This is a genomic window from Burkholderia sp. BDU5, assembly GCF_001522845.1.
In the GTDB taxonomy this organism is placed as follows: domain Bacteria; phylum Pseudomonadota; class Gammaproteobacteria; order Burkholderiales; family Burkholderiaceae; genus Burkholderia; species Burkholderia mayonis.
In genome coordinates, this window is sequence record NZ_LOWC01000145.1 from 73,910 (window position 1) to 91,035 (window position 17,126).

17 protein-coding genes and 1 pseudogene are annotated in these 17,126 nt (G+C 64.8%); 8 read left to right on the forward strand and 10 right to left on the reverse strand.

Translation table 11 applies throughout. From position 1 onward, the window contains the following. Positions 1–40 precede the first annotated feature (40 nt). On the forward strand, positions 41–511 hold the full coding sequence (locus WS69_RS23110) for a DM13 domain-containing protein (protein WP_059473001.1): 471 nt from the start codon (positions 41–43) through the stop codon (positions 509–511). A gap of 84 nt (positions 512–595) precedes the next feature. Here WS69_RS23110 and WS69_RS35725 read toward each other — a convergent pair. Beyond that, a pseudogene (locus WS69_RS35725) lies at positions 596–784 on the reverse strand (helix-turn-helix domain-containing protein); the annotation flags it as partial. A gap of 257 nt (positions 785–1,041) precedes the next feature. On the opposite strand from WS69_RS35725, the gene WS69_RS23115 reads away from it, so the two are divergent. Further along, on the forward strand, positions 1,042–1,245 hold the full coding sequence (locus tag WS69_RS23115) for a cold-shock protein (RefSeq protein WP_010109085.1): 204 nt from the start codon (positions 1,042–1,044) through the stop codon (positions 1,243–1,245). A gap of 242 nt (positions 1,246–1,487) precedes the next feature. Further along, entirely contained in the window at positions 1,488–1,622 is a 135-nt protein-coding gene (locus WS69_RS35345; protein WP_257791892.1) for a hypothetical protein, read from the forward strand. Positions 1,623–1,649: 27 nt separating this feature from the next. On the opposite strand, the gene WS69_RS33700 is transcribed toward WS69_RS35345, so the two are convergent. After that, complete coding sequence (locus WS69_RS33700; protein WP_156438343.1) at positions 1,650–1,787, reverse strand: hypothetical protein; 138 nt, start codon at positions 1,785–1,787, stop codon at positions 1,650–1,652. Between the two features lie 19 nt (positions 1,788–1,806). On the opposite strand from WS69_RS33700, the gene infA reads away from it, so the two are divergent. Continuing rightward, entirely contained in the window at positions 1,807–2,073 is a 267-nt protein-coding gene (gene infA / locus WS69_RS23120) for a translation initiation factor IF-1 (protein WP_025990473.1), read from the forward strand. A 207-nt stretch (positions 2,074–2,280) separates the two neighbouring features. On the opposite strand, the gene WS69_RS33705 is transcribed toward infA, so the two are convergent. Both WS69_RS33705 and WS69_RS23125 read right to left on the reverse strand, forming a co-directional pair. Beyond that, positions 2,281–2,586 (reverse strand): hypothetical protein, encoded by a 306-nt coding sequence (locus WS69_RS33705; protein WP_156438345.1) that lies wholly within the window; start codon positions 2,584–2,586, stop codon positions 2,281–2,283. 223 nt (positions 2,587–2,809) lie between these two features. Beyond that, positions 2,810–3,241 carry an acetyltransferase gene (locus tag WS69_RS23125; protein ID WP_059473002.1) on the reverse strand — a complete coding sequence of 144 codons (432 nt, stop codon included), beginning with the start codon at positions 3,239–3,241 and terminating at the stop codon, positions 2,810–2,812. Positions 3,242–3,594: 353 nt separating this feature from the next. Between WS69_RS23125 and WS69_RS34270 the strand changes: the two genes are divergently transcribed. Beyond that, a complete protein-coding gene (locus WS69_RS34270) occupies positions 3,595–3,888 on the forward strand; it encodes a hypothetical protein (protein WP_197419297.1) in 294 nt (97 codons plus the stop codon). Positions 3,889–4,808: 920 nt separating this feature from the next. Beyond that, positions 4,809–6,551 carry a cation:proton antiporter domain-containing protein gene (locus tag WS69_RS23135; protein ID WP_059473003.1) on the forward strand — a complete coding sequence of 581 codons (1,743 nt, stop codon included), beginning with the start codon at positions 4,809–4,811 and terminating at the stop codon, positions 6,549–6,551. A gap of 280 nt (positions 6,552–6,831) precedes the next feature. Here WS69_RS23135 and WS69_RS23145 read toward each other — a convergent pair whose 3' ends face one another. From WS69_RS23145 to WS69_RS23165, 6 genes are all read right to left on the reverse strand, one after another. Continuing rightward, positions 6,832–7,596 (reverse strand): SDR family oxidoreductase, encoded by a 765-nt coding sequence (locus WS69_RS23145; RefSeq protein ID WP_059473005.1) that lies wholly within the window; start codon positions 7,594–7,596, stop codon positions 6,832–6,834. A gap of 52 nt (positions 7,597–7,648) precedes the next feature. After that, on the reverse strand, positions 7,649–8,650 hold the full coding sequence (locus WS69_RS23150; protein ID WP_059473006.1) for an arabinose ABC transporter substrate-binding protein: 1,002 nt from the start codon (positions 8,648–8,650) through the stop codon (positions 7,649–7,651). A gap of 185 nt (positions 8,651–8,835) precedes the next feature. Beyond that, complete coding sequence (locus tag WS69_RS23155; RefSeq protein WP_059473007.1) at positions 8,836–10,620, reverse strand: peptidoglycan D,D-transpeptidase FtsI family protein; 1,785 nt, start codon at positions 10,618–10,620, stop codon at positions 8,836–8,838. Between the two features lie 709 nt (positions 10,621–11,329). Next, on the reverse strand, positions 11,330–12,883 hold the full coding sequence (locus tag WS69_RS23160; RefSeq protein WP_059473008.1) for a methyl-accepting chemotaxis protein: 1,554 nt from the start codon (positions 12,881–12,883) through the stop codon (positions 11,330–11,332). A 535-nt stretch (positions 12,884–13,418) separates the two neighbouring features. Then, positions 13,419–13,568 carry a hypothetical protein gene (locus WS69_RS34280; RefSeq protein ID WP_010109053.1) on the reverse strand — a complete coding sequence of 50 codons (150 nt, stop codon included), beginning with the start codon at positions 13,566–13,568 and terminating at the stop codon, positions 13,419–13,421. A 103-nt stretch (positions 13,569–13,671) separates the two neighbouring features. Continuing rightward, on the reverse strand, positions 13,672–14,274 hold the full coding sequence (locus WS69_RS23165; protein ID WP_059473009.1) for a nucleotidyltransferase family protein: 603 nt from the start codon (positions 14,272–14,274) through the stop codon (positions 13,672–13,674). 550 nt (positions 14,275–14,824) lie between these two features. Between WS69_RS23165 and WS69_RS23170 the strand changes: the two genes are divergently transcribed. Together WS69_RS23170 and WS69_RS23175 are read left to right on the forward strand one after the other, a co-directional pair. Further along, a complete protein-coding gene (locus tag WS69_RS23170) occupies positions 14,825–15,406 on the forward strand; it encodes a cysteine hydrolase family protein (RefSeq protein ID WP_059473010.1) in 582 nt (193 codons plus the stop codon). 52 nt (positions 15,407–15,458) lie between these two features. Beyond that, the gene (locus tag WS69_RS23175) at positions 15,459–15,980 is read left to right on the forward strand and encodes a hypothetical protein (RefSeq protein ID WP_059473011.1); all 522 of its coding nucleotides are present in this window, start codon (positions 15,459–15,461) and stop codon (positions 15,978–15,980) included. The last annotated feature ends 1,146 nt before the right edge of the window (positions 15,981–17,126 follow it).

A 17,126-nucleotide genomic window follows, 5' to 3' on the forward strand; every position in this document is an offset into this window, starting at 1 on the left:
GGCGTCCGGCGCATCGATTCGACTACGGAGGACGGAAGCAATGAAGAAAGAAGGGATCTGGATCGGCTCGCACGTGATCGCGTTCGTGCTGGGTTTCGCGCTCGGCGTGTATGCGCTGCCGATCCTGACGGCCGACGCGGGGGCGAGCGAAACCGAGCTGCGCCCGATCACCGGCCGCGCGCTCTACACGGGGCGCTTCGAGCGCGGCCTGACGGGCGGCGATCCGCTGCACTGGACGGACGGCAAGCTATCCGTCACGCGCACGGCGCTTGCATTCGAAGGGCGCGTCGCGCCGGGACCCGACTACAAGATCTACCTGACGCGGGAGTTCGTCGCGTCGAAGCAGGCGTTTGTCGCGGCGAAGTCGCGCGCGCTGCGGGTCGGCGAGCTGAAGACGTTCGGCGACTTCGTCGTGCCGCTCGCGGACGGCGTCGATGTCGGCGATTACACGACCGTCGTCATCTGGTGCGAGCGGTTTTCGCAGTTCATCGGGGCGGCGAGGTATCGATGACGCGCGTCGATCGCGCGGAGGCGTTGCGCGCGTGCGGCCGGCGAAGGGCGCACGCCGATGCGAAATCTGCTCGATCCGCTTGTCGATCAGCCCATCGAGCCCATCGGCTTCGTAGCGTCCCATCTGGCGGCGAAACGTGCGCTCGCATACCCCCAGCAGCCTCGCTGCCTCCGCTTGCGTCAGGCGCTTCTCCTGCCAGTCCGTGTAGACCTCTTCGAATCTCATCTTCCGGGTTTCCTGTAACCAGCGTGCCCGGCTTACGGCTGGCTTCATGCCGCACCCAAAAACCGGACAGATTACGTGCTACAGACCCGGACAATTCATTTGCTCGCGACAGCTCGCGACAAAAAGCTTGACGAAACGGCAAACGTCGCGTAGCGTCACGCATTGAAGTTTTCAAGAAGCTCGATTGCCCATCAGTCACCGCTACCCGCGGTATTCGTTGTCCTCTCCCGCCTTGAATCTTTTTTTTCCGCGCCCCTAACGGGGAGCAACCGTTCAAATTCAACCGTTTCTTTTAAGGGATCTTCATGGATACCGGTACCGTCAAGTGGTTCAACGACAGCAAGGGTTTTGGTTTCATTACGCCTGACAAGGGTGGCGACGACCTGTTCGCGCACTTCTCCGAGATTCGCGGCGATGGTTTCAAGACGCTCGCCGAAAATCAAAAAGTCAGCTATGAAACGAAGCGTGGCCCGAAGGGCCTGCAAGCGTCGAACATCACGCCGCTTTAATTCGCGTTAGCATCACCGGTCCCGTTCGCGGGACCGACATGCTGCGGCGATCCCGCGCGCAGCACCTGCCTCCGTTGCGGTCGCCGTCCGTTCACGACGGCGACCGTTTCGCTTCCAGACGTCCAGCACCCTCATACGCGAAGTCCGTCCGCCACGAAAGAGGCGGAGACGGCGCGACCGCAGCAACGCACTGCCAGACGATTCATTTATCGCGATCTCGCGAGCGATGCACAAGGAGGACCATGGCCGAGAGCCAGTTGCGAAGCAACAAGGAACCGAAGAAACCCAAGCAGACCAAGGCCAAGCCGATTCCCGGCGCAGTCTTGAACTGGGCGGCGCCCAAGACTCCGCTCGCCCAATCTCGCGAAAAGAAGTAATTCACCGAGACGCAATAGCGAGCCGAGTCAGCCGCGCGGCTGGCAGACGGCGCGCACGTCACGATGCAACGCGTCCGCATGAACGTCGCATTCGACATCGGGGCTGAAGCCGAAGTCCCGCAAGGGAGCGGACATCGACATACCGTTGCGGCTGCGGTCAATCATTTTGTTTGGAGGAATGGGTTTGGCAAAGGAAGAACTGCTGGAACTGGACGGGGTCGTCGACGAGGTGCTGCCGGACAGCAAGTATCGCGTCACGTTGGAAAACGGCGCAGTCGTCGGTGCATACGCATCGGGCCGCATGCGCAAGAACCATATTCGCATTCTCGCGGGCGACCGCGTCACGCTGGAGCTGTCGGTCTACGATCTGACGAAGGGACGCATCAACTTCCGGCACAAGGACGAACGCGCACCGGCGCGATCGCCTCGAAACGGATTCAATCGTCGCTGATCGCTGCGCTCCGGCGGATCCGGCCGAACGACGATCGGATTCGATCGCGGGCGATCGTCGTGGCGACGCACACGGATCACGAATGACCGTTATGGCCGGCGCTTTGCCGGCCGACTCGAAGAAGAAATGGCGGGCCCGCTGCGCGTTGGACGCTGCCGCCGAGGCGGTGCCGGCGTGAACGGCGGAAACCGGGTGATTCCAGATGGCTCAAAATTCGAGCGGCGTAGCTGGTGACTTGAGTTTCGCGCGGATGCCGAGCCGCTCGTCGAGCGCGAATCGTCTGGCTAAGCGCGGACTGTGAACACCGAGCCGAGCTGCGGCACGCGTAAAGCTGTCTTTCTGCGTCACGGCAAAGCGCACAAGCGGGAAACGAAAACGCAACGATACGGGACGCCACATGCAACACTGCCGCATGGGCACAACCGCGAGCCCGGGTGGCAGGCGCCGCTTCATCGAGACAGCGGCTCTTTCGAATTGCATCGGGCGGAGTGTTCGCCATTCGGCGACATCCATCACGCCACCGTTCCCAGCGGCAGACAGCCGTTGCAGTATGCACGGCAGCCGCGACGCGCCCTCGCGAGATCGACGGCGATCTGCCGCTGACCCCGGATCGTCATATGGAACGGCAACGACAGCCGAAATGGCGCGTCGATCTTCTGTTCGACTCACTCGCCGACGTTCGGCCATTTCGAAGCGGTCAGCGCATAGCCACCGGAAATTGCCGATAACGAGCGGCTCAATACGCCATGTGAATGAGCGGAAACGGCCTGCCGGCCGAATCGGTCGCCGAGCGCCCGACGTCCTTGAATCCGTACCGTCGATAGAACCCGTGCGCCTGCGGATTCTGCTCATTGACGTCGACGGTCAGGCTGGCATATTGCGCACTGACGTGATCGAGGAGGCGCGTCCCGACACCTTGGCCGAACAGGTCCGGGTCGACGAACAACATCTCGACTTGCGCGCCGTCCATGCCGATGAAACCGGCAATGCGGCCGTCGATGGCTTCGTCGATCCATACGGCGACATTCGGCAGATATGCGTCCCTGACTTGCGGGTAGAGTGCCTCGATGTCCCGTTCACGAAGAAAGGTGTGTGTTTCGCGCACGGACCGATGCCAAATTTCCAACAATATCGGATTGTCGGCGGGTATTCGACTGCGAACGCTCATGATGATAAATGGTAAAAGAGGTGATTTAGACCGATTTTACCGATTTATGCGTGTGTGTATATAGGCCGATTGACACGTTATGCCAATCGGGTTCGGAATTGAACGATTTCCAGCACCTTTTTTGTTGCGCGGCCGATCGCGCCGAAGCGCGTCGAACGACCGGGTGACGCGGCGGCCACTGCCGGATAATGCGGATGCGCGTTCACATGCCAAGGCGACCGATGCATCGCATTTCGACGAGGCGAGATTTAGCGCGACCGATCTTCCGCGATCGGCAAGAGACAATCATCGGCGCATAGGGGTATCGCCGCCGATTCGACACAAGGATTTAAACTTGCCGCTAATCGTCCATCGTGAATCGGAACATCGATAAGGCGTTTCTCGGGAAATCGATTGAAACCTACATCCAGGCGAAAGATGGAAATCGTCCTCATCTGATCGAAGACGCGTTCATGCCCGATGCTGAACTCGTGATGGAATTGAAGACCGACGAGATATCGTTTCCGAGCAACGTCAAGGGGCCGACCGCATTGCAAGCGTGCTCGTCAGCCAATTCGCGCAGCAGTACGAAAACGTCCATACGCTGTGCACCGGAAGTCCGCCGAGCGACGAGTCGTCGTTTCAATGCGATTGGCTCGTGCGCATGATCGGGAAGAACACGGGCGCCGCCCGGGTCGGGTTCGGTCGCGGCGAATGATGGCGCAGTGAGGACGGATCCGGCAGCGTGTCGACGCTCGAGATCACGATCGAGGAGATGAATACGTTGCCGGGCGAATGGCGCTCGTCGATTCTGCGATGGGGCAGCAAGCTGCCGTACCTTTGGTGTCCGCCCGATTTGCCGGTGCTGAGCGCTCCCGGTCTTCCCGCCATTCAGGATCAGCGTGTTACCTTGGGCGACGTAACGGCGGCCCTGATCATGAACCTTCGTGACGAGCGGGCGCGTCGCATCTAACATCCGCAGCTCGCGCTGCTTCGTTGCCTGCTCGACCGGTCGCTCGACGCCGCGCGCGACTCGATCGATGGGCTCGATCGAGCGAACCCGGCCGGAATCGGGCGAAAGTCGGCGTTTCAACGGAGCGGCGGATCGAACGTCCGCGGCGGTCCGTGCCGCTTGCTACCGGGGCCTCCTTTCGCGCGGCGCCGTCTCCGCCGCTCGGTCATCCGTTGCGGAATTTCCACGAAGTGACGCATCGTTGTCCGCTTGTCGCGCGCGGCGGCGCTCGCCGCGCTCGCTTTTCCGGTCGCGGGCTGCGAAGTCGATTTCTGCCGCGAACCGGCATTCGCGCGTTGCCCGCGCCAAGGCGACGCGCGATCGGTACATCCGACCGGCGCGCCGTGAGGCATGTGCACTTGTGCCCGGACGCCCGCACGCGCGTTTCGCCGAGCGATCGGCGAACGCATCGCCGTCCGGCCGAACGCCCGTTTCGTTTCCCCGATCGCGGCCGCCCCGCCGTTTTCACGCGATCGCCCTCCGGCAAATTTTGGTCAGTTCGCACATTTGTCGCCGTGATCCCTTATCCTTCAATGTTTACGAAATCGTTACACCCAGCCATCAAATGGAGCACGGATGCCTCATGACGTCAGCCTGATTGCACTGCTCGCGACCGGTTTCGGTCTCGCGATGATCCTCGGTTACTTCGCGTCGCTGCTGAAAATGCCGCCGCTCGTCGGCTATCTGCTCGCCGGCATCGTGATCGGCCCCGGTACGCCCGGCTTCGTCGGCGATCTCGCGCTCGCGCAGCAGCTCGCCGAGATCGGTGTGATGCTGCTGATGTTCGGCGTCGGTCTGCATTTCTCGCTCGGCGATCTGCTCGCGGTGCGCAAGATCGCGCTGCCCGGCGCGATCGTCCAGATCGCCGTCGCGACGGCGCTCGGCGGCGGACTCGCGCTGCTATGGGGCTGGAACGTCGGCGGCGCGCTCGTGTTCGGTCTCGCGCTGTCGGTCGCGAGCACGGTCGTGCTGCTGCGCGCGCTCGAAGGGCGCGGGCTCATCGAATCGGTCAACGGACGGATCGCGGTCGGCTGGCTCGTCGTCGAGGATCTCGTGATGGTGCTCGTGCTCGTGCTGCTGCCGCCGCTCGCCGGGCTCCTCGGCGGCGGCGCGCCCGCGCACGGCGACGCGGCCGCCGCGCCGGCGGGCGGCAGCCTCTGGGGCGCGCTCGGCGTGACGCTGCTGAAGGTCGCCGCGTTCATCGCACTGATGCTCATCGTCGGCAAGCGCGTGTTCCCCCGCATCCTGTGGCTCGTCGCGCGCACCGGCTCGCGCGAGCTGTTCACGCTGTGCATGATCGCGGCGGCGGTCGGCGTCGCGTTCGGCGCGGCGAAGCTGTTCGACGTGTCGTTCGCGCTCGGCGCGTTCTTCGCCGGGATGATGATGCGCGAGTCGGAGTTCAGCCGCCGCGCGGCCGACGAGACGCTGCCGCTGCGAGACGCGTTCTCGGTCCTCTTCTTCATCTCGGTCGGCATGCTGTTCGATCCGCGCGTGCTGATCGACGAGCCGCTGCACGTGCTCGAAGTCGCGGCGATCGTCGTCTTTGGCAAGACGCTCGCGGCCGTCGCGCTCGTGCTCGCGTTCCGCTATCCGCTCAACACCGCGCTCACGGTCGGCGCGGGCCTCGCGCAGATCGGCGAATTCTCGTTCATCCTCGCGAGCCTCGGGCGCGGGCTCGGGCTGTTGTCGGCCGAAGGGCAGAGCCTGATCCTCGCGGTCGCGCTGCTGTCGATCGCGCTCAACACGCTGCTGTTCGCGGCGATCGATCCGGCGCTCGCGTGGATCCGCAAGCACTCGGCGTTCGCGCGCCGGCTCGAGTCGCGCGACGATCCGCTCGCCGCGCTGCCGATGTCGACGCCGCAGACGCATCTGACGGGGCAGGTCGTGATCGTCGGCTATGGGCGCGTCGGCACGCGAATCGCGCAGGCGCTCGACGCGCGCGGGATCGCGTACGTCGTCGTCGAGCAGAATCGCGAGACGGTCGAGAAGCTGCGCGCGGACGGCGTCGCGGCGGTGTCCGGCGACGCGATCGAGCCGATCGTGCTCGTGCAGGCGCATATCGCGCGCGCGGGGATGCTGGTCGTCACGCTGCCCGACGTGTTCGACGTGCGGCAGATCGTCGATATCGCGCGCACGCTGAATCCGGCGATCGAGATTGCGCTCTGCACGAACAGCGACGACGAGGCGGCGCTGCTCGCGAACGAAGGGATGGGCGACGTGTTCGTCGGCGAGACGGAGCTCGCGCGCGGGATGACCGAGCACGTGCTTGCGCGCATGGGCGCGGATGCTGGGCGGGCGCGCTCGGCGGCCGCGCATTGAATGCGGACCGAGCGAGGGCGGGGCGGGAGGCGGGCGCTTGCGTCAGGCGCAAGCGCGCTTGCGGGCGCGTCGTTTTGCTTGCGGCATTCGCGGCATGAACGCCTCGCTCCGGCGGGCGGGTCGTTCGCCCGGATCGCCCGATCGGCGCAATCGCGTCGAATCGTCAACTCGGCGTATCGAAGCGGCGTCGCGCCGCGTCCCGATCGTCGACGCGCGGATTCCAATCGACGTCGTGCGGCGCGGCGTCCGTCGCATCGCGCGCATCACGTGCTTCGAACGGTCAATAGAACGGCTCGAGCGTCAGCTCCTGCGCCATCACGCGATTGCCGGCGAGCAGTCCGCCGTCGACGGGCAGCATGACGCCCGTGATCGCGCGCGCCGCGTCCGACGACAGGAACAGCGCGGCGTTCGCGACGTCGTCGGGCGTCGCGAAATCTTCGAGTGGGTACCACTTCTTCAGTTGCTCGAACACCTGCGGGTTCTGCCGGACGCGCGCTTCCCACGCGGGCGTCTTCACGGTGCCGGGGCAGACGATGTTCGCGCGCACGCCGTCGCGCCCGTATTCGATTGCGAGCGACTTCGCATAACTGACGAGCCCCGCCTTCGCGGCGCTGTACGCCGGATGGCCGAGCGCGGCGACGCCGTTGACCGAGCCGACGATCGTGATCGCGCCGCGGCGGCGTGTGCGCATCCCGGCGAGCACCGCCTCGACGCTCACGTAGGTCGCGGTCAGGTTCGCGTCGAGATCCGCGCGCCACGACGCGCCCGTCGTCGTGCGCAGCGTCGCCGACGCGGCGGTGCCCGCATTCGCGACGAGCGCGTCGACGGGCTCGTTCGCGAGCGCGGCCGCGAGGCGCTCGGCGTCGCTCAGATCGTCGACGACGGGCGCGACGGCCGCATCGCCGAGCGCATCGACGAATGCGGCGAGCGCCGCGCGGTCGCGGTCGAGCGCGAGCACGCGGTCGCCCGCGGCGAGAAAGCGGCGCACGAGCGCCTGTCCGATGCCGCCTGCGGCGCCCGTGATCAGCGTGGTGCGTATCGTCATGCGTTCTCCTTCGGTTCGAAACGGGTGGCTGATGCCGCCGCCGCGCGCCCGCTCACAGCCCGAGCTGCGCGCGTGCCGTCTTTTCGTTCGCGCGCGTGATCAGCGTGCCGGACGTCAGCACGAGCGGCGGCGGCGTCCGGTTCTGCGTGATCCACTCGACCATGTTGACTGACGTGTCGTAGCCGTGCTGCCGCGGGTTCAGCAGGATCGAGCCGTAAAAGCCCGTCGGTTTCGGCTTCGCGAACTCGTTCATCGCGACCTGGCTGCCGTTGATGCCGACCGCGATCATGTCGTCCGCGCCGATCCCGCGGCCTTCGCCCGCGCGCACCGCGCCGACCGTCGTGTCGTCGTTCGATCCGAACGCGACCCAGCGCCTGAAGTTCCGATGCTTGGTGAACGCGATGTTGGCCGCGTTGAACGCGCCTTCGGTGTCGGCCGTCATTTCAGGCGCGTCGACGACGTTCGCGACCGGGAAGCCGGCTTCCTTCAGCGCGTCGACGGCGCCTGTCGTGCGCTCGCGCGCGGTCGGCAACTGGTCGTACGCGAGCCGCAGCACGCCGACCTCGGCCGGATTCCAGCCGCGCCGCTTTGCCTCGGCGGCGATCGCCTCGCCGACCTGCCGGCCGATCTTGTACGCGGAGATGCCCATGTGCGGCACGTTCGGAAGCGGCGCGCCGCGGCCGTCGACGAGCTGGTCGTCGACCGACATCAGCTTCATTCCGTAGCGCTTGGCCTTCGCGGCGATGCCGGGGCCGAGCTTCACGTCGGGCGCGCAGATGATCACGCCTTGCGCCTTTTGCGCGGCGAGGCTGTCGAGCGCGGTCGACACTTTCTCGCCGCTCGGCGCGGCGATCTTCACGAGCGTGAAGTGCTTGTCTTTCGCCGCCTGCTCTGCGAAGCGCCATTCGTCCTGAAACCACGGGTCGTCGGGCTGCTTGACGACGAAGCCGATCTTTACCGTCGCCGCGTCTTCCGCATGCGCAGGGGCCGCCGCCGACAGGCCGGCGGCGATGCTCGCGCAGACGAGGGCGGCCTGGGGCCAGCGCAATCCCATAAGCGTCTCCTTCGTGCTCCGTTTCGATGGATGCGGCCTTGCGAGCCGCGGACGGCATGCATGTCGTGCGGGAAATTGTAGGCGGCGGGTAAGCGGGCTTTCAAATAATGCGAGGCGATCCTAAAGAATGGGATCGGCGTGGATGTGTGCGGGCGCAGCGCCCGCATCGCGGTGGCAGCGTCGCGTCATGCGTTCGTTTTCGCGGGCGCCTTTACGCCGCTCGCCGCCGGCTTCTCGGCGGCAACGGGCGCGTCGGGCGGCACGCCGAGCAACTGCAACGAGCCGCTCATCACCGACGAGAACACCGGTCCCGCGACCGTGCCGCCGTAGTAGCTTCTCGCTCCCGGTTCGTCGATCATCACGGCGACGATGAGGCGCGGATTGCTCATCGGCGCCATCCCGGAGAAGAGCGCGCGGTACTTGCCTTTTGCGTACGACGCGCCGACCTGCTTGCGCGCGGTGCCCGTCTTGCCGCCGATCCGGTAGCCGTCGATGCGCGCGGCGCGCCCGGTGCCGCCCTGGCCGACCGCCATTTCCAGCATCGAGCGGATCGCGGCCGCCGTGGCGGGCGTCGTCACGCGATGGCCGCGGTGCGCGCCGACGGAGGACGGATCGGTGCGCGTTCTCAGCAGCGACACCGGATGCAGCGTGCCGTCGCCCGCGTAGGCGGTATAGACCTGCGCGATCTGCAGCAGCGACGCCGAGAGGCCGTAGCCGTAGGCCATCGTCGCCTGCTCGATCGGCCGCCAGCGCTTGTACGGGCGCAGCCGGCCGGACGCGACGCCGGGGAACGTCAGTTCCGGCGCGCGGCCGATTCCGTATTCCTGGTACTTGTTCCAGATCGTCTCGGCGGGCAGGTTGAGCGCGAGCTTCGCGAGCGCGATGTTGCTCGACATCTGCAGCGCTTGCGCGACCGTGATCGCGCCGTGGTTCGACGTGTCGTGGATCACGTTCGGGCCGATCTTGTACGAGCCCGGCGACGTGTCGATGATCGTCTGCGGCCGCACCTTGCCCGCGTCGATCGACAGCGCGACGACGAGCGGCTTGATCGTCGAGCCGGGCTCGAACGTGTCGATCACCGCGCGGTTGCGCAACTGCTGGCCCGTCAGGCGCGCGCGGTCGTTCGGATCGAACGTCGGGTAGTTCGCGAGCGCGAGGATCTCGCCGTTCTGCGCGTCGAGCACGACGACGCTGCCCGCCTGCGCGTTGTTCGCGACGATCGCGGACTTGAGCTGCGCGTACGCGAGCTGCTGGATCCGGCGATCGATCGTCAGCTCGATCGTCGCGCCGTGCTGCGCGGGCACGAGCGGGCCGGTGTCGGAGATGATCCGGCCGAGCCGGTCGCGGATCACCTGGCGCTGGCCCGAGGTGCCGGACAGCCGTCCGTTCGCGGCGAGTTCGACGCCTTCCTGCCCCCGATCCTCGACGTTCGTGAAGCCGACGACGTGCGCGGCCGATTCGCCTTCCGGATAGAAGCGCTTCGAATCGGCGACCTGCGTGATGCCGTCGACATCGAGCTTCTCGATGCGGGCGGCCGTTTCGGGATCGACCTGGCGCTTGAGCAGCACGAACGAACGGTCGCTCGTCAGGCGCCGCCGCACCTCGGCGAGCGGCATGTCGAGCAGCTTCGCGAGCGGCGCGTACGCGACTTCGTCGACCTGTTTCGGATTCGCCCAGATTTCATAGGTCGTCAGGCTGACGGCGAGGAGCGCGCCGTTGCGGTCGACGATGCTGCCGCGCATCGCGCCGAGCTCGATCGTGCGCTGATAGCGCTTCTGGCCCTGGCCCACGTAGAAATCCTGATTCGCGACCTGCACCCAGAACGCGCGGGCGATCAGCGTGCCGAACGCGATGAACACGAGGATCACGATGAACTTCGAGCGCCACATCGGCAGGTTCGACGACAGCATCGGACTTTTCGCGACGGCGACGTAAGGATCGGACGACTTCGGTTTTTTCTTGAGGCGCATGGGCTGGCTATCGCTGGGCGGGATCGCGGATCGCGTTCCGAAAGTGGAATTGTAATGAATGAGTAATGATTTCGTCTGCTTTGGCCGCCAAATCGTTGAAAAGTCTGACAAATATTGAAGAAGCGCGCGGGCGGGGCGGACGCGGCGAAGGGCGCTCGGGGGGGGGCGCACGAAGCGCGGCGCGCGCATCGGAAAACGGCGGTCGAAGAGGTGTCGTCGATCATCGATCGCGGCGGATGCGATCGATGTTTCGGATGCGGGAGTCGCGGCGGGTGTGGGCGGTGCGAGCGTCGATCGGCGGGACGTCGCGGAAGGCGGGTGGCGCACGACGAGACGCCGTGGCGTCGGGAACGATCAGGCGGTGCGGAAGCGCCGAGCGCGGCGCATCGGCATCGGCAAGCGGGAGGTGGTCAGCGGGGAACGGTTAGCGAAAAACGGTCAGCGGAAAACGATCAGCGGAAAACGATCAGCGGAAAACGATCAGCGGAAAACGATCAGCGGAAAACGATCAGCGGAAAACGGTTAGCGAAAAACGGTCAGCGCGAGCGCGCCGACGCGCGGATCGCGGGAGGGAATCGGCGATACGCCGATAAGCACGCGCGAACGACGGCAAGAAGCGGACGGCGACGGAGCGGGCGCGAAGCGGCCGGGCGACGCCCGGGAGCGTCCCGGGCGGCCGCCGCCCCTCGTCGCCCGTATCACATCCGGATCAGGCCGGCAGCGCGAACTGCGCGACCGCCGAGCGCAGCGCGTCCGCCTGATCCTTCAGCGAATGCGCGGCGGCCGCGGCCTGCTCGACGAGCGCCGCGTTCTGTTGCGTGACCTGGTCCATCTCGCCGACCGCGCGATTCACCTGATCGATGCCCGCGCTCTGTTCGCGCGACGCGTGGCTGATTTCCTCGAGAATCTCGTTGACGCGCTTCACCGATTGCACAATCTCCGTCATCGTCGTGCCCGCGCGCGTGACGAGCGACGCGCCGTGCTCGACCGTCGTGTTCGACGTCTCGATCAACGACTTGATCTCCTTCGCCGCCGTCGCCGAGCGCTGCGCGAGCGTGCGCACCTCGCCCGCGACGACCGCGAAGCCGCGTCCCTGTTCGCCCGCGCGCGCCGCCTCGACCGCCGCATTGAGCGCGAGGATGTTGGTCTGGAATGCGATGCCGTCGATCACGCCGATGATGTCGCCGATCTTGCGCGACGCGTCGGTGATCTCGGCCATCGTCCGCACGACGTCGTCGACGACCGCGCTGCCGCGCGTCGCGACCTGTGCGGCCTGGTCGGCGAGTTCGGCCGCCTGCGACGCGCTGTCCGCGTTGTGCTTCACGTTCGACGTCATCTCGTCCATGTTCGACGCCGTCTGCACGAGGGCGGCCGCCTGCTGCTCGGTGCGCTGCGACAGGTCGGTGTTGCCGGCCGCGATCTCCGACGCGCCGACGTTGATGTTCTCGGTGCCGAGCCGCACGCGCGACACCATGTCGATGAGCGCCGCCTGCATCGTGTGCAGCGCGTGCAAGAGGCTCGCGCGGTCGCCGCGGCGGATGTCGACGTGCGCGGTCAGGTCGCCTTGCGCGATCCGCTGCGCGGTTTCGACGGCAGCCTCGAGATTGCCGCCGAGGCTGCCGCGCACGCTGCGCAGCACGAACACCATCAGCATCGTCGCGGCGATGCCGAGCACGGCCGTCATCGCGAGCCAGCGGCCGGTGCTCGCGAGTACGGCGGCCTGCAGGTCGTCCATGTACATGCCGGTCACGATGTACCAGTCCCACGGCGCGAAATGGCGGACGGCGCTCGTCTTGTCGATCGGCTTGTCGGCGCCCGGCTTCGGCCACATGTATTCGACGAAGCCGAGGCCGCCCTCCGCGTTGCCCGCTGTCACGATCTCGACGAACAGATGCTTGCCGCCCGGATCGGTGAAGCCCGACACGTCCTTGCCGTTCAGCTCCGGCTTGATCGGATGCATCACGACGACGGGCTTCGAGTCGTTGATCGACAGATAGCCGTCCTTGCCGTAGCGCATCGCGGCGATCGCTTCGAGCGCGGCGCGCTTCGCGTCGGCTTCGGGCATCGCGTTCTGCTGCGACAGCTTGTAGAAATGCTCGCTCACGCTGTATGCCTGCGCGGTCAGGTTCGCGAGCTGCTCGCGCCGGTCCGAGACCATCGACGTGCGGTTCTGCCATGCGCCGGTCGCACCGATCAACAGCAGACCGACCCAAAGGATGACGATCATCGACGTGAGCTTATGGTTCAGGGAAAGAGAGCGCATGGTCTTTAGTCGTGGAGGGGCTGAGGCATGGGGGACGAATGCCTGTTTATCGGCGCGGAGGACCGCGGGCGCAGGCGGGTATTCCCTAGGTGCGGGCGGAACGCGGGGAAGCCCTGAGGGCGGTTTGACGGATGTCGCCCGGCATGCGGGCGTGGCGTATGCGGACGGGCGGATGGGAGCGGATCTTCAGCCGGTTGCGCGGACGGCGGCGATTCGTCGGCCGAATGGACAATGTCGTCGCCGTTCGATCGACGGCGCGGCGATCGGCAATGCTTGTCGCGGCCGATGTCGGCGCATCGGGATCGACGCACGCGGCATGAGGGGGCGCGTGCGGGCGGCGGGCGGATCGACGGAATGAGACGAAACGCGCGAGGGCACGACGGAAAAGCGTGACGGCAAGGCGTGCGAAACCGTCAGGCGCGGTCGATCTCCGGATCGCGAGCCCGCAAGCAAACCGATTTCTGGCTCGCGGGCCTCGGCGGCATCCGTGCGCGCGTTCGCGGCGTGCCGGCTGCGCCGGCTTGCCGCCGGCGCGTCACACCGGGTCCTTGCTCGGCGGCTCTTCCGGCTTCTGCGGATTCTCGTGATGGTGGTGGCCGGGCGACGGCGGCGCGAGCGCGTCTTCTTCGGGGTCGCGAGTGGGGTCGGCGGGCGGTTCCGGCAACGGTGTCGTGTGATCGGTCATGGGAGTCGGCAAATCTCGGTAAACGCAGGGACCGGCGCGGCACACGCCGGGTCTCGTCTTCCGTTATAGGCAATCGGACGCGCGTTTGCCGGATGACGCGGCGTCAGCCGCGCGGCGGCGGGGCGAGCAGGTCGGCGCGCGTGTCGACGTCGCGCAGCACGGCGGAATCGTCGACGTCGACGAGCGCGGGCGGGGCGGCCGCCAGCAGCGCGCGGGCGCCCGTGTCGCCGTCGAGCGCGGCGAGCGCGTCGTAATGGCGGCTCGAGAAACCGACCGGATGGCCGCGCTGCCCGCGATAGACGGGGGCGACGGTGGACGCGAGCTCGACGTCGAGCGCGCGTGCGACGGCCTCGATCGTCGACGGCGCGATCCACGGCATGTCCGCGAGCGCGACGATCCAGCCGGGGCTGTCGGCGCTCGCCCGCACGCCGGCCGCGAGGCTCGCGCCCATCCCGCGCTCGGCGTCGGGCGCGAACACGACCTGGCAGCCGACGTCGTTGAGCAGGTGCGCGAGCTTTTCCGCGCCGGGGCGCACGACCGCGATCACGTCGGGGAGCACGGCGGCGAGCCGCTGGGCGGCCGCGACGGCGATGGGCGTGCCGTCGGGCAGCTTCGCGAGCAGCTTGCTGTGCACGCCGTCGGGGTCGAAGCGGGTACCGAGGCCCGCGGCCAGCAGCACGCCGGTGGCGAGCGATGCATGAGTCATGGCGGTAACGGGTGGCGAAGGTGCTGCGATTGTGCGGTGCGGCGCGGGCGGGGCGCAAGTTCGGGGAAGCCCTTTCCTTCGAGCGATGGCGGCGGAGGCGGGCCGCGATTGGTGTCGTCGTTCGATCGGATGGCGGCCATAGCGGGGGGCGCGCGGGATCAGTGTCCGCACGCGGCGATCGTCGTATGAGCGATCGAGACGGTTATTGCGGGAAACGGGGGGGCTGCGAAGCCGAGGAACCGAGCGGAGAAATCAAGAAAATGCCGAAAGACGGGGAAGTCGGGAAGCCGAGAGATCGGGAGGCCTGGAAGCCAAAAAAACGGGAAGCCGAAAAATCAAGCGCCGGAGTTGCGAAGCGCCGGCTGGCGGGAGAGCGGCGAACCAGTTCCGAGCGGTGGCAAAGCGGCTGGTGTCGACGACGCGCCACAGCTCGGAAGGAGGCGACGAAGGTTCGCGACTTTTTCGTCGATCCCGATCCGCGCCACGGTCGTTACAATCGCCGTTTCGTCTTCGTCTTCGCTTTCGCTTTCGCGATCGATTCGCTTTCCACATGGATGCATCCACATCGCTTTCCGCGCACGCCGCGCTGCTGCTCATCGATCTGCAGAAAGGCATCTACGATCCGAAGCTCGGCCGCCGCAACAATCCGGACGCTGAGACGCGCGCCGGGAAACTGCTCGATTGCTGGCGGAGTGCCGGGCGTCCGATCGTGCACGTCCGACATATTTCCCGGTCGCCGGATTCGGTGTTCTGGCCGGGACAAACCGGCGCGGAATTTCAGGACGCGTTCGCACCGCTCGCGCACGAGCACGTAATCGAGAAGAACGTCCCCGATGCGTTCGCGGCGACCGGGCTTACGCGCTGGCTGCATGAGCGGGCAATCGCGCAGGTCGTGATCGCGGGCGTGATCACGAACAATTCGGTCGAGTCGACCGCGCGCTCGGCGGGGAATCTCGGGTTCGAAGCAATCGTCGCGGGCGACGCGTGTTTCACGTTCGACCAGCGCGACTTGTCGGGGCGGCTCTGGTCCGCCGAGGACGTTCATGCGCTGTCGCTCAGCAATCTCGCGATGGATTACGCGCGCGTCCTGGTCGCTGCGGATATCGTCGTGCTGGCGATGCGCCAGCACTGATCTTCGCCGGCGTCTTGCCGGACAGGATCCGGTTCGCTACGAGGATCTGACGATGGCGGCGGGATACATGGGGCGCGACCGCGTGCCGATTTCAGGCATCGTGTGGAAGACGCGCAGACCAGATCGTGAATACACGATCATCCGGGCGTTCGAGAATGAGCGGCTCAGGGTGACTGCAGAGTGGTATGGCGCGATCACGAACGGCGCCGCCATCCCGCATGTGCAGCGGAAGCCGTTCAGGCTCTTGGTGATCAACATTATCACGACAGACGGCGAGGGACGTGCCTTGGAGCGTCCGTTGCGTATGTCCGACCGGACGGCGTCGCGGGAATTCCGATTTGAGCATGAGTTGATCGATGCCTACGAGGAGGACATCCTCGTGCGCTTCGGCGGCTGCGAATGGCTGCCATCGTCGGATTGGCAGAGTGGTCGGCAGTTCGTTGAACGGGGGCAACCTTCTCGTTCCACCTGCGCCGGATGCGGTCGACGTGCGAGGTATGGAAGAGGATGTCGCAGAAATCGCTGGAAGCTGGTAGTTACTGCAGTGGATTTCGTTTGGGGCGCCATTTTATAATCCGACTGCACCAATAAGCGGCGTGTCAAATGAAACTGATTCACTCTATTGTTCAATCGTTGAGGATTCGGTAAAAAAGAGAATTCAAAGATATGCCGACGTGAATGTTGATCTGTCTCTTCCTTCATGGCGGTTTGATTGCTGCGTTATTTTGGTTTGTCATTCATGATGTTGCTCAGAATTTTACGAGATATGTGAATCAGCATGGCTTCATCAGTAAAACTATTTTGTTTTGAATTGTGATTGGCGGGGTTGCATTAATCGCACTTTATTTCACTGGCCTGTCATTGCAGTTTAGTAAATATTTGCAAGAGCAGTTGTTTGAATAGATGCGTTGCTTCAAACCGTGTTTGGCACGTCGCGAATTGACACATTTGGTCAATGTCGAAGCTCGCCTCTCGACAAGTGGTTCCGTGTCGTGGATTAGTCGGATCAAAGAAATCGAGAGGGCCATCGATTGCAAATAAGCTATCTCCGTTTATGAGATCGTTCGACCAGTGGTGGAAAGGTTATGGAGGGAATCCCAACCACGGGCTGTCGCGGGTGCGAACTGACCTTGCCCCTGCTTCGCGAATCCCGTAGCTGAGGGAATCAGGCCAGGGTGAACATCTCTTCTTTCCTTCCTTTGGGTCGAGTTTATGCACGACCTGATGGAAGGCGAAATTACAGAGGAAGTTCACTCCAGTAGCCGAGAACTTCACTCGCGCTTGACGGCGAATTGATGGCCTGTGAACTTGCCAAAATTTCACGTACGGCAGAAGGCAAAGGTTTTTTAATTATCGATCGCGGACCGATCTCGACCAGCCTGTTGATGCGTTTGTAGCCACGATCGATAACTAAAAACCTTTACCATATGTGAGGATTAATATAATCACGAATACCGGCAACGCCATCTTCATGGAGTTTATGTCATTTAATAAACGTGCAAGATCCAGGCAATTGAGTTTCGCAATGTTAGCTATTAATTAACATCGTCAAATTCAGAAATTAAACACCTTGTCATTCCTCATGCGGCCGCGCCGAGAATTATTAAATTTTATATAAATGGTCGTACTGTTCAGTTTATGTGATCAGGCGGCAAGCCGGAACGCATGGATTCAGGTGCTGGCATGTATGCTCGGATCGTCGGCGCAAAAAAACGATCGG

Excerpts from the sequence above, each read along its gene's own strand:
- WS69_RS23110 (WP_059473001.1), top strand. The coding sequence starts at position 41 with ATGAAGAAAGAAGGGATCTGGATCGGCTCGCACGTGATCGCGTTCGTG.
- WS69_RS23115 (WP_010109085.1), top strand. The coding sequence starts at position 1,042 with ATGGATACCGGTACCGTCAAGTGGTTCAACGACAGCAAGGGTTTTGGT.
- WS69_RS35345 (WP_257791892.1), top strand. The coding sequence starts at position 1,488 with ATGGCCGAGAGCCAGTTGCGAAGCAACAAGGAACCGAAGAAACCCAAG.
- WS69_RS33700 (WP_156438343.1), bottom strand. The coding sequence starts at position 1,787 with ATGATTGACCGCAGCCGCAACGGTATGTCGATGTCCGCTCCCTTGCGG.
- WS69_RS33705 (WP_156438345.1), bottom strand. The coding sequence starts at position 2,586 with ATGGATGTCGCCGAATGGCGAACACTCCGCCCGATGCAATTCGAAAGA.
- WS69_RS23125 (WP_059473002.1), bottom strand. The coding sequence starts at position 3,241 with ATGAGCGTTCGCAGTCGAATACCCGCCGACAATCCGATATTGTTGGAA.
- WS69_RS23135 (WP_059473003.1), top strand. The coding sequence starts at position 4,809 with ATGCCTCATGACGTCAGCCTGATTGCACTGCTCGCGACCGGTTTCGGT.
- WS69_RS23145 (WP_059473005.1), bottom strand. The coding sequence starts at position 7,596 with ATGACGATACGCACCACGCTGATCACGGGCGCCGCAGGCGGCATCGGA.
- WS69_RS23150 (WP_059473006.1), bottom strand. The coding sequence starts at position 8,650 with ATGGGATTGCGCTGGCCCCAGGCCGCCCTCGTCTGCGCGAGCATCGCC.
- WS69_RS23155 (WP_059473007.1), bottom strand. The coding sequence starts at position 10,620 with ATGCGCCTCAAGAAAAAACCGAAGTCGTCCGATCCTTACGTCGCCGTC.
- WS69_RS23160 (WP_059473008.1), bottom strand. The coding sequence starts at position 12,883 with ATGCGCTCTCTTTCCCTGAACCATAAGCTCACGTCGATGATCGTCATC.
- WS69_RS34280 (WP_010109053.1), bottom strand. The coding sequence starts at position 13,568 with ATGACCGATCACACGACACCGTTGCCGGAACCGCCCGCCGACCCCACT.
- WS69_RS23165 (WP_059473009.1), bottom strand. The coding sequence starts at position 14,274 with ATGACTCATGCATCGCTCGCCACCGGCGTGCTGCTGGCCGCGGGCCTC.
- WS69_RS23170 (WP_059473010.1), top strand. The coding sequence starts at position 14,825 with ATGGATGCATCCACATCGCTTTCCGCGCACGCCGCGCTGCTGCTCATC.
- WS69_RS23175 (WP_059473011.1), top strand. The coding sequence starts at position 15,459 with ATGGCGGCGGGATACATGGGGCGCGACCGCGTGCCGATTTCAGGCATC.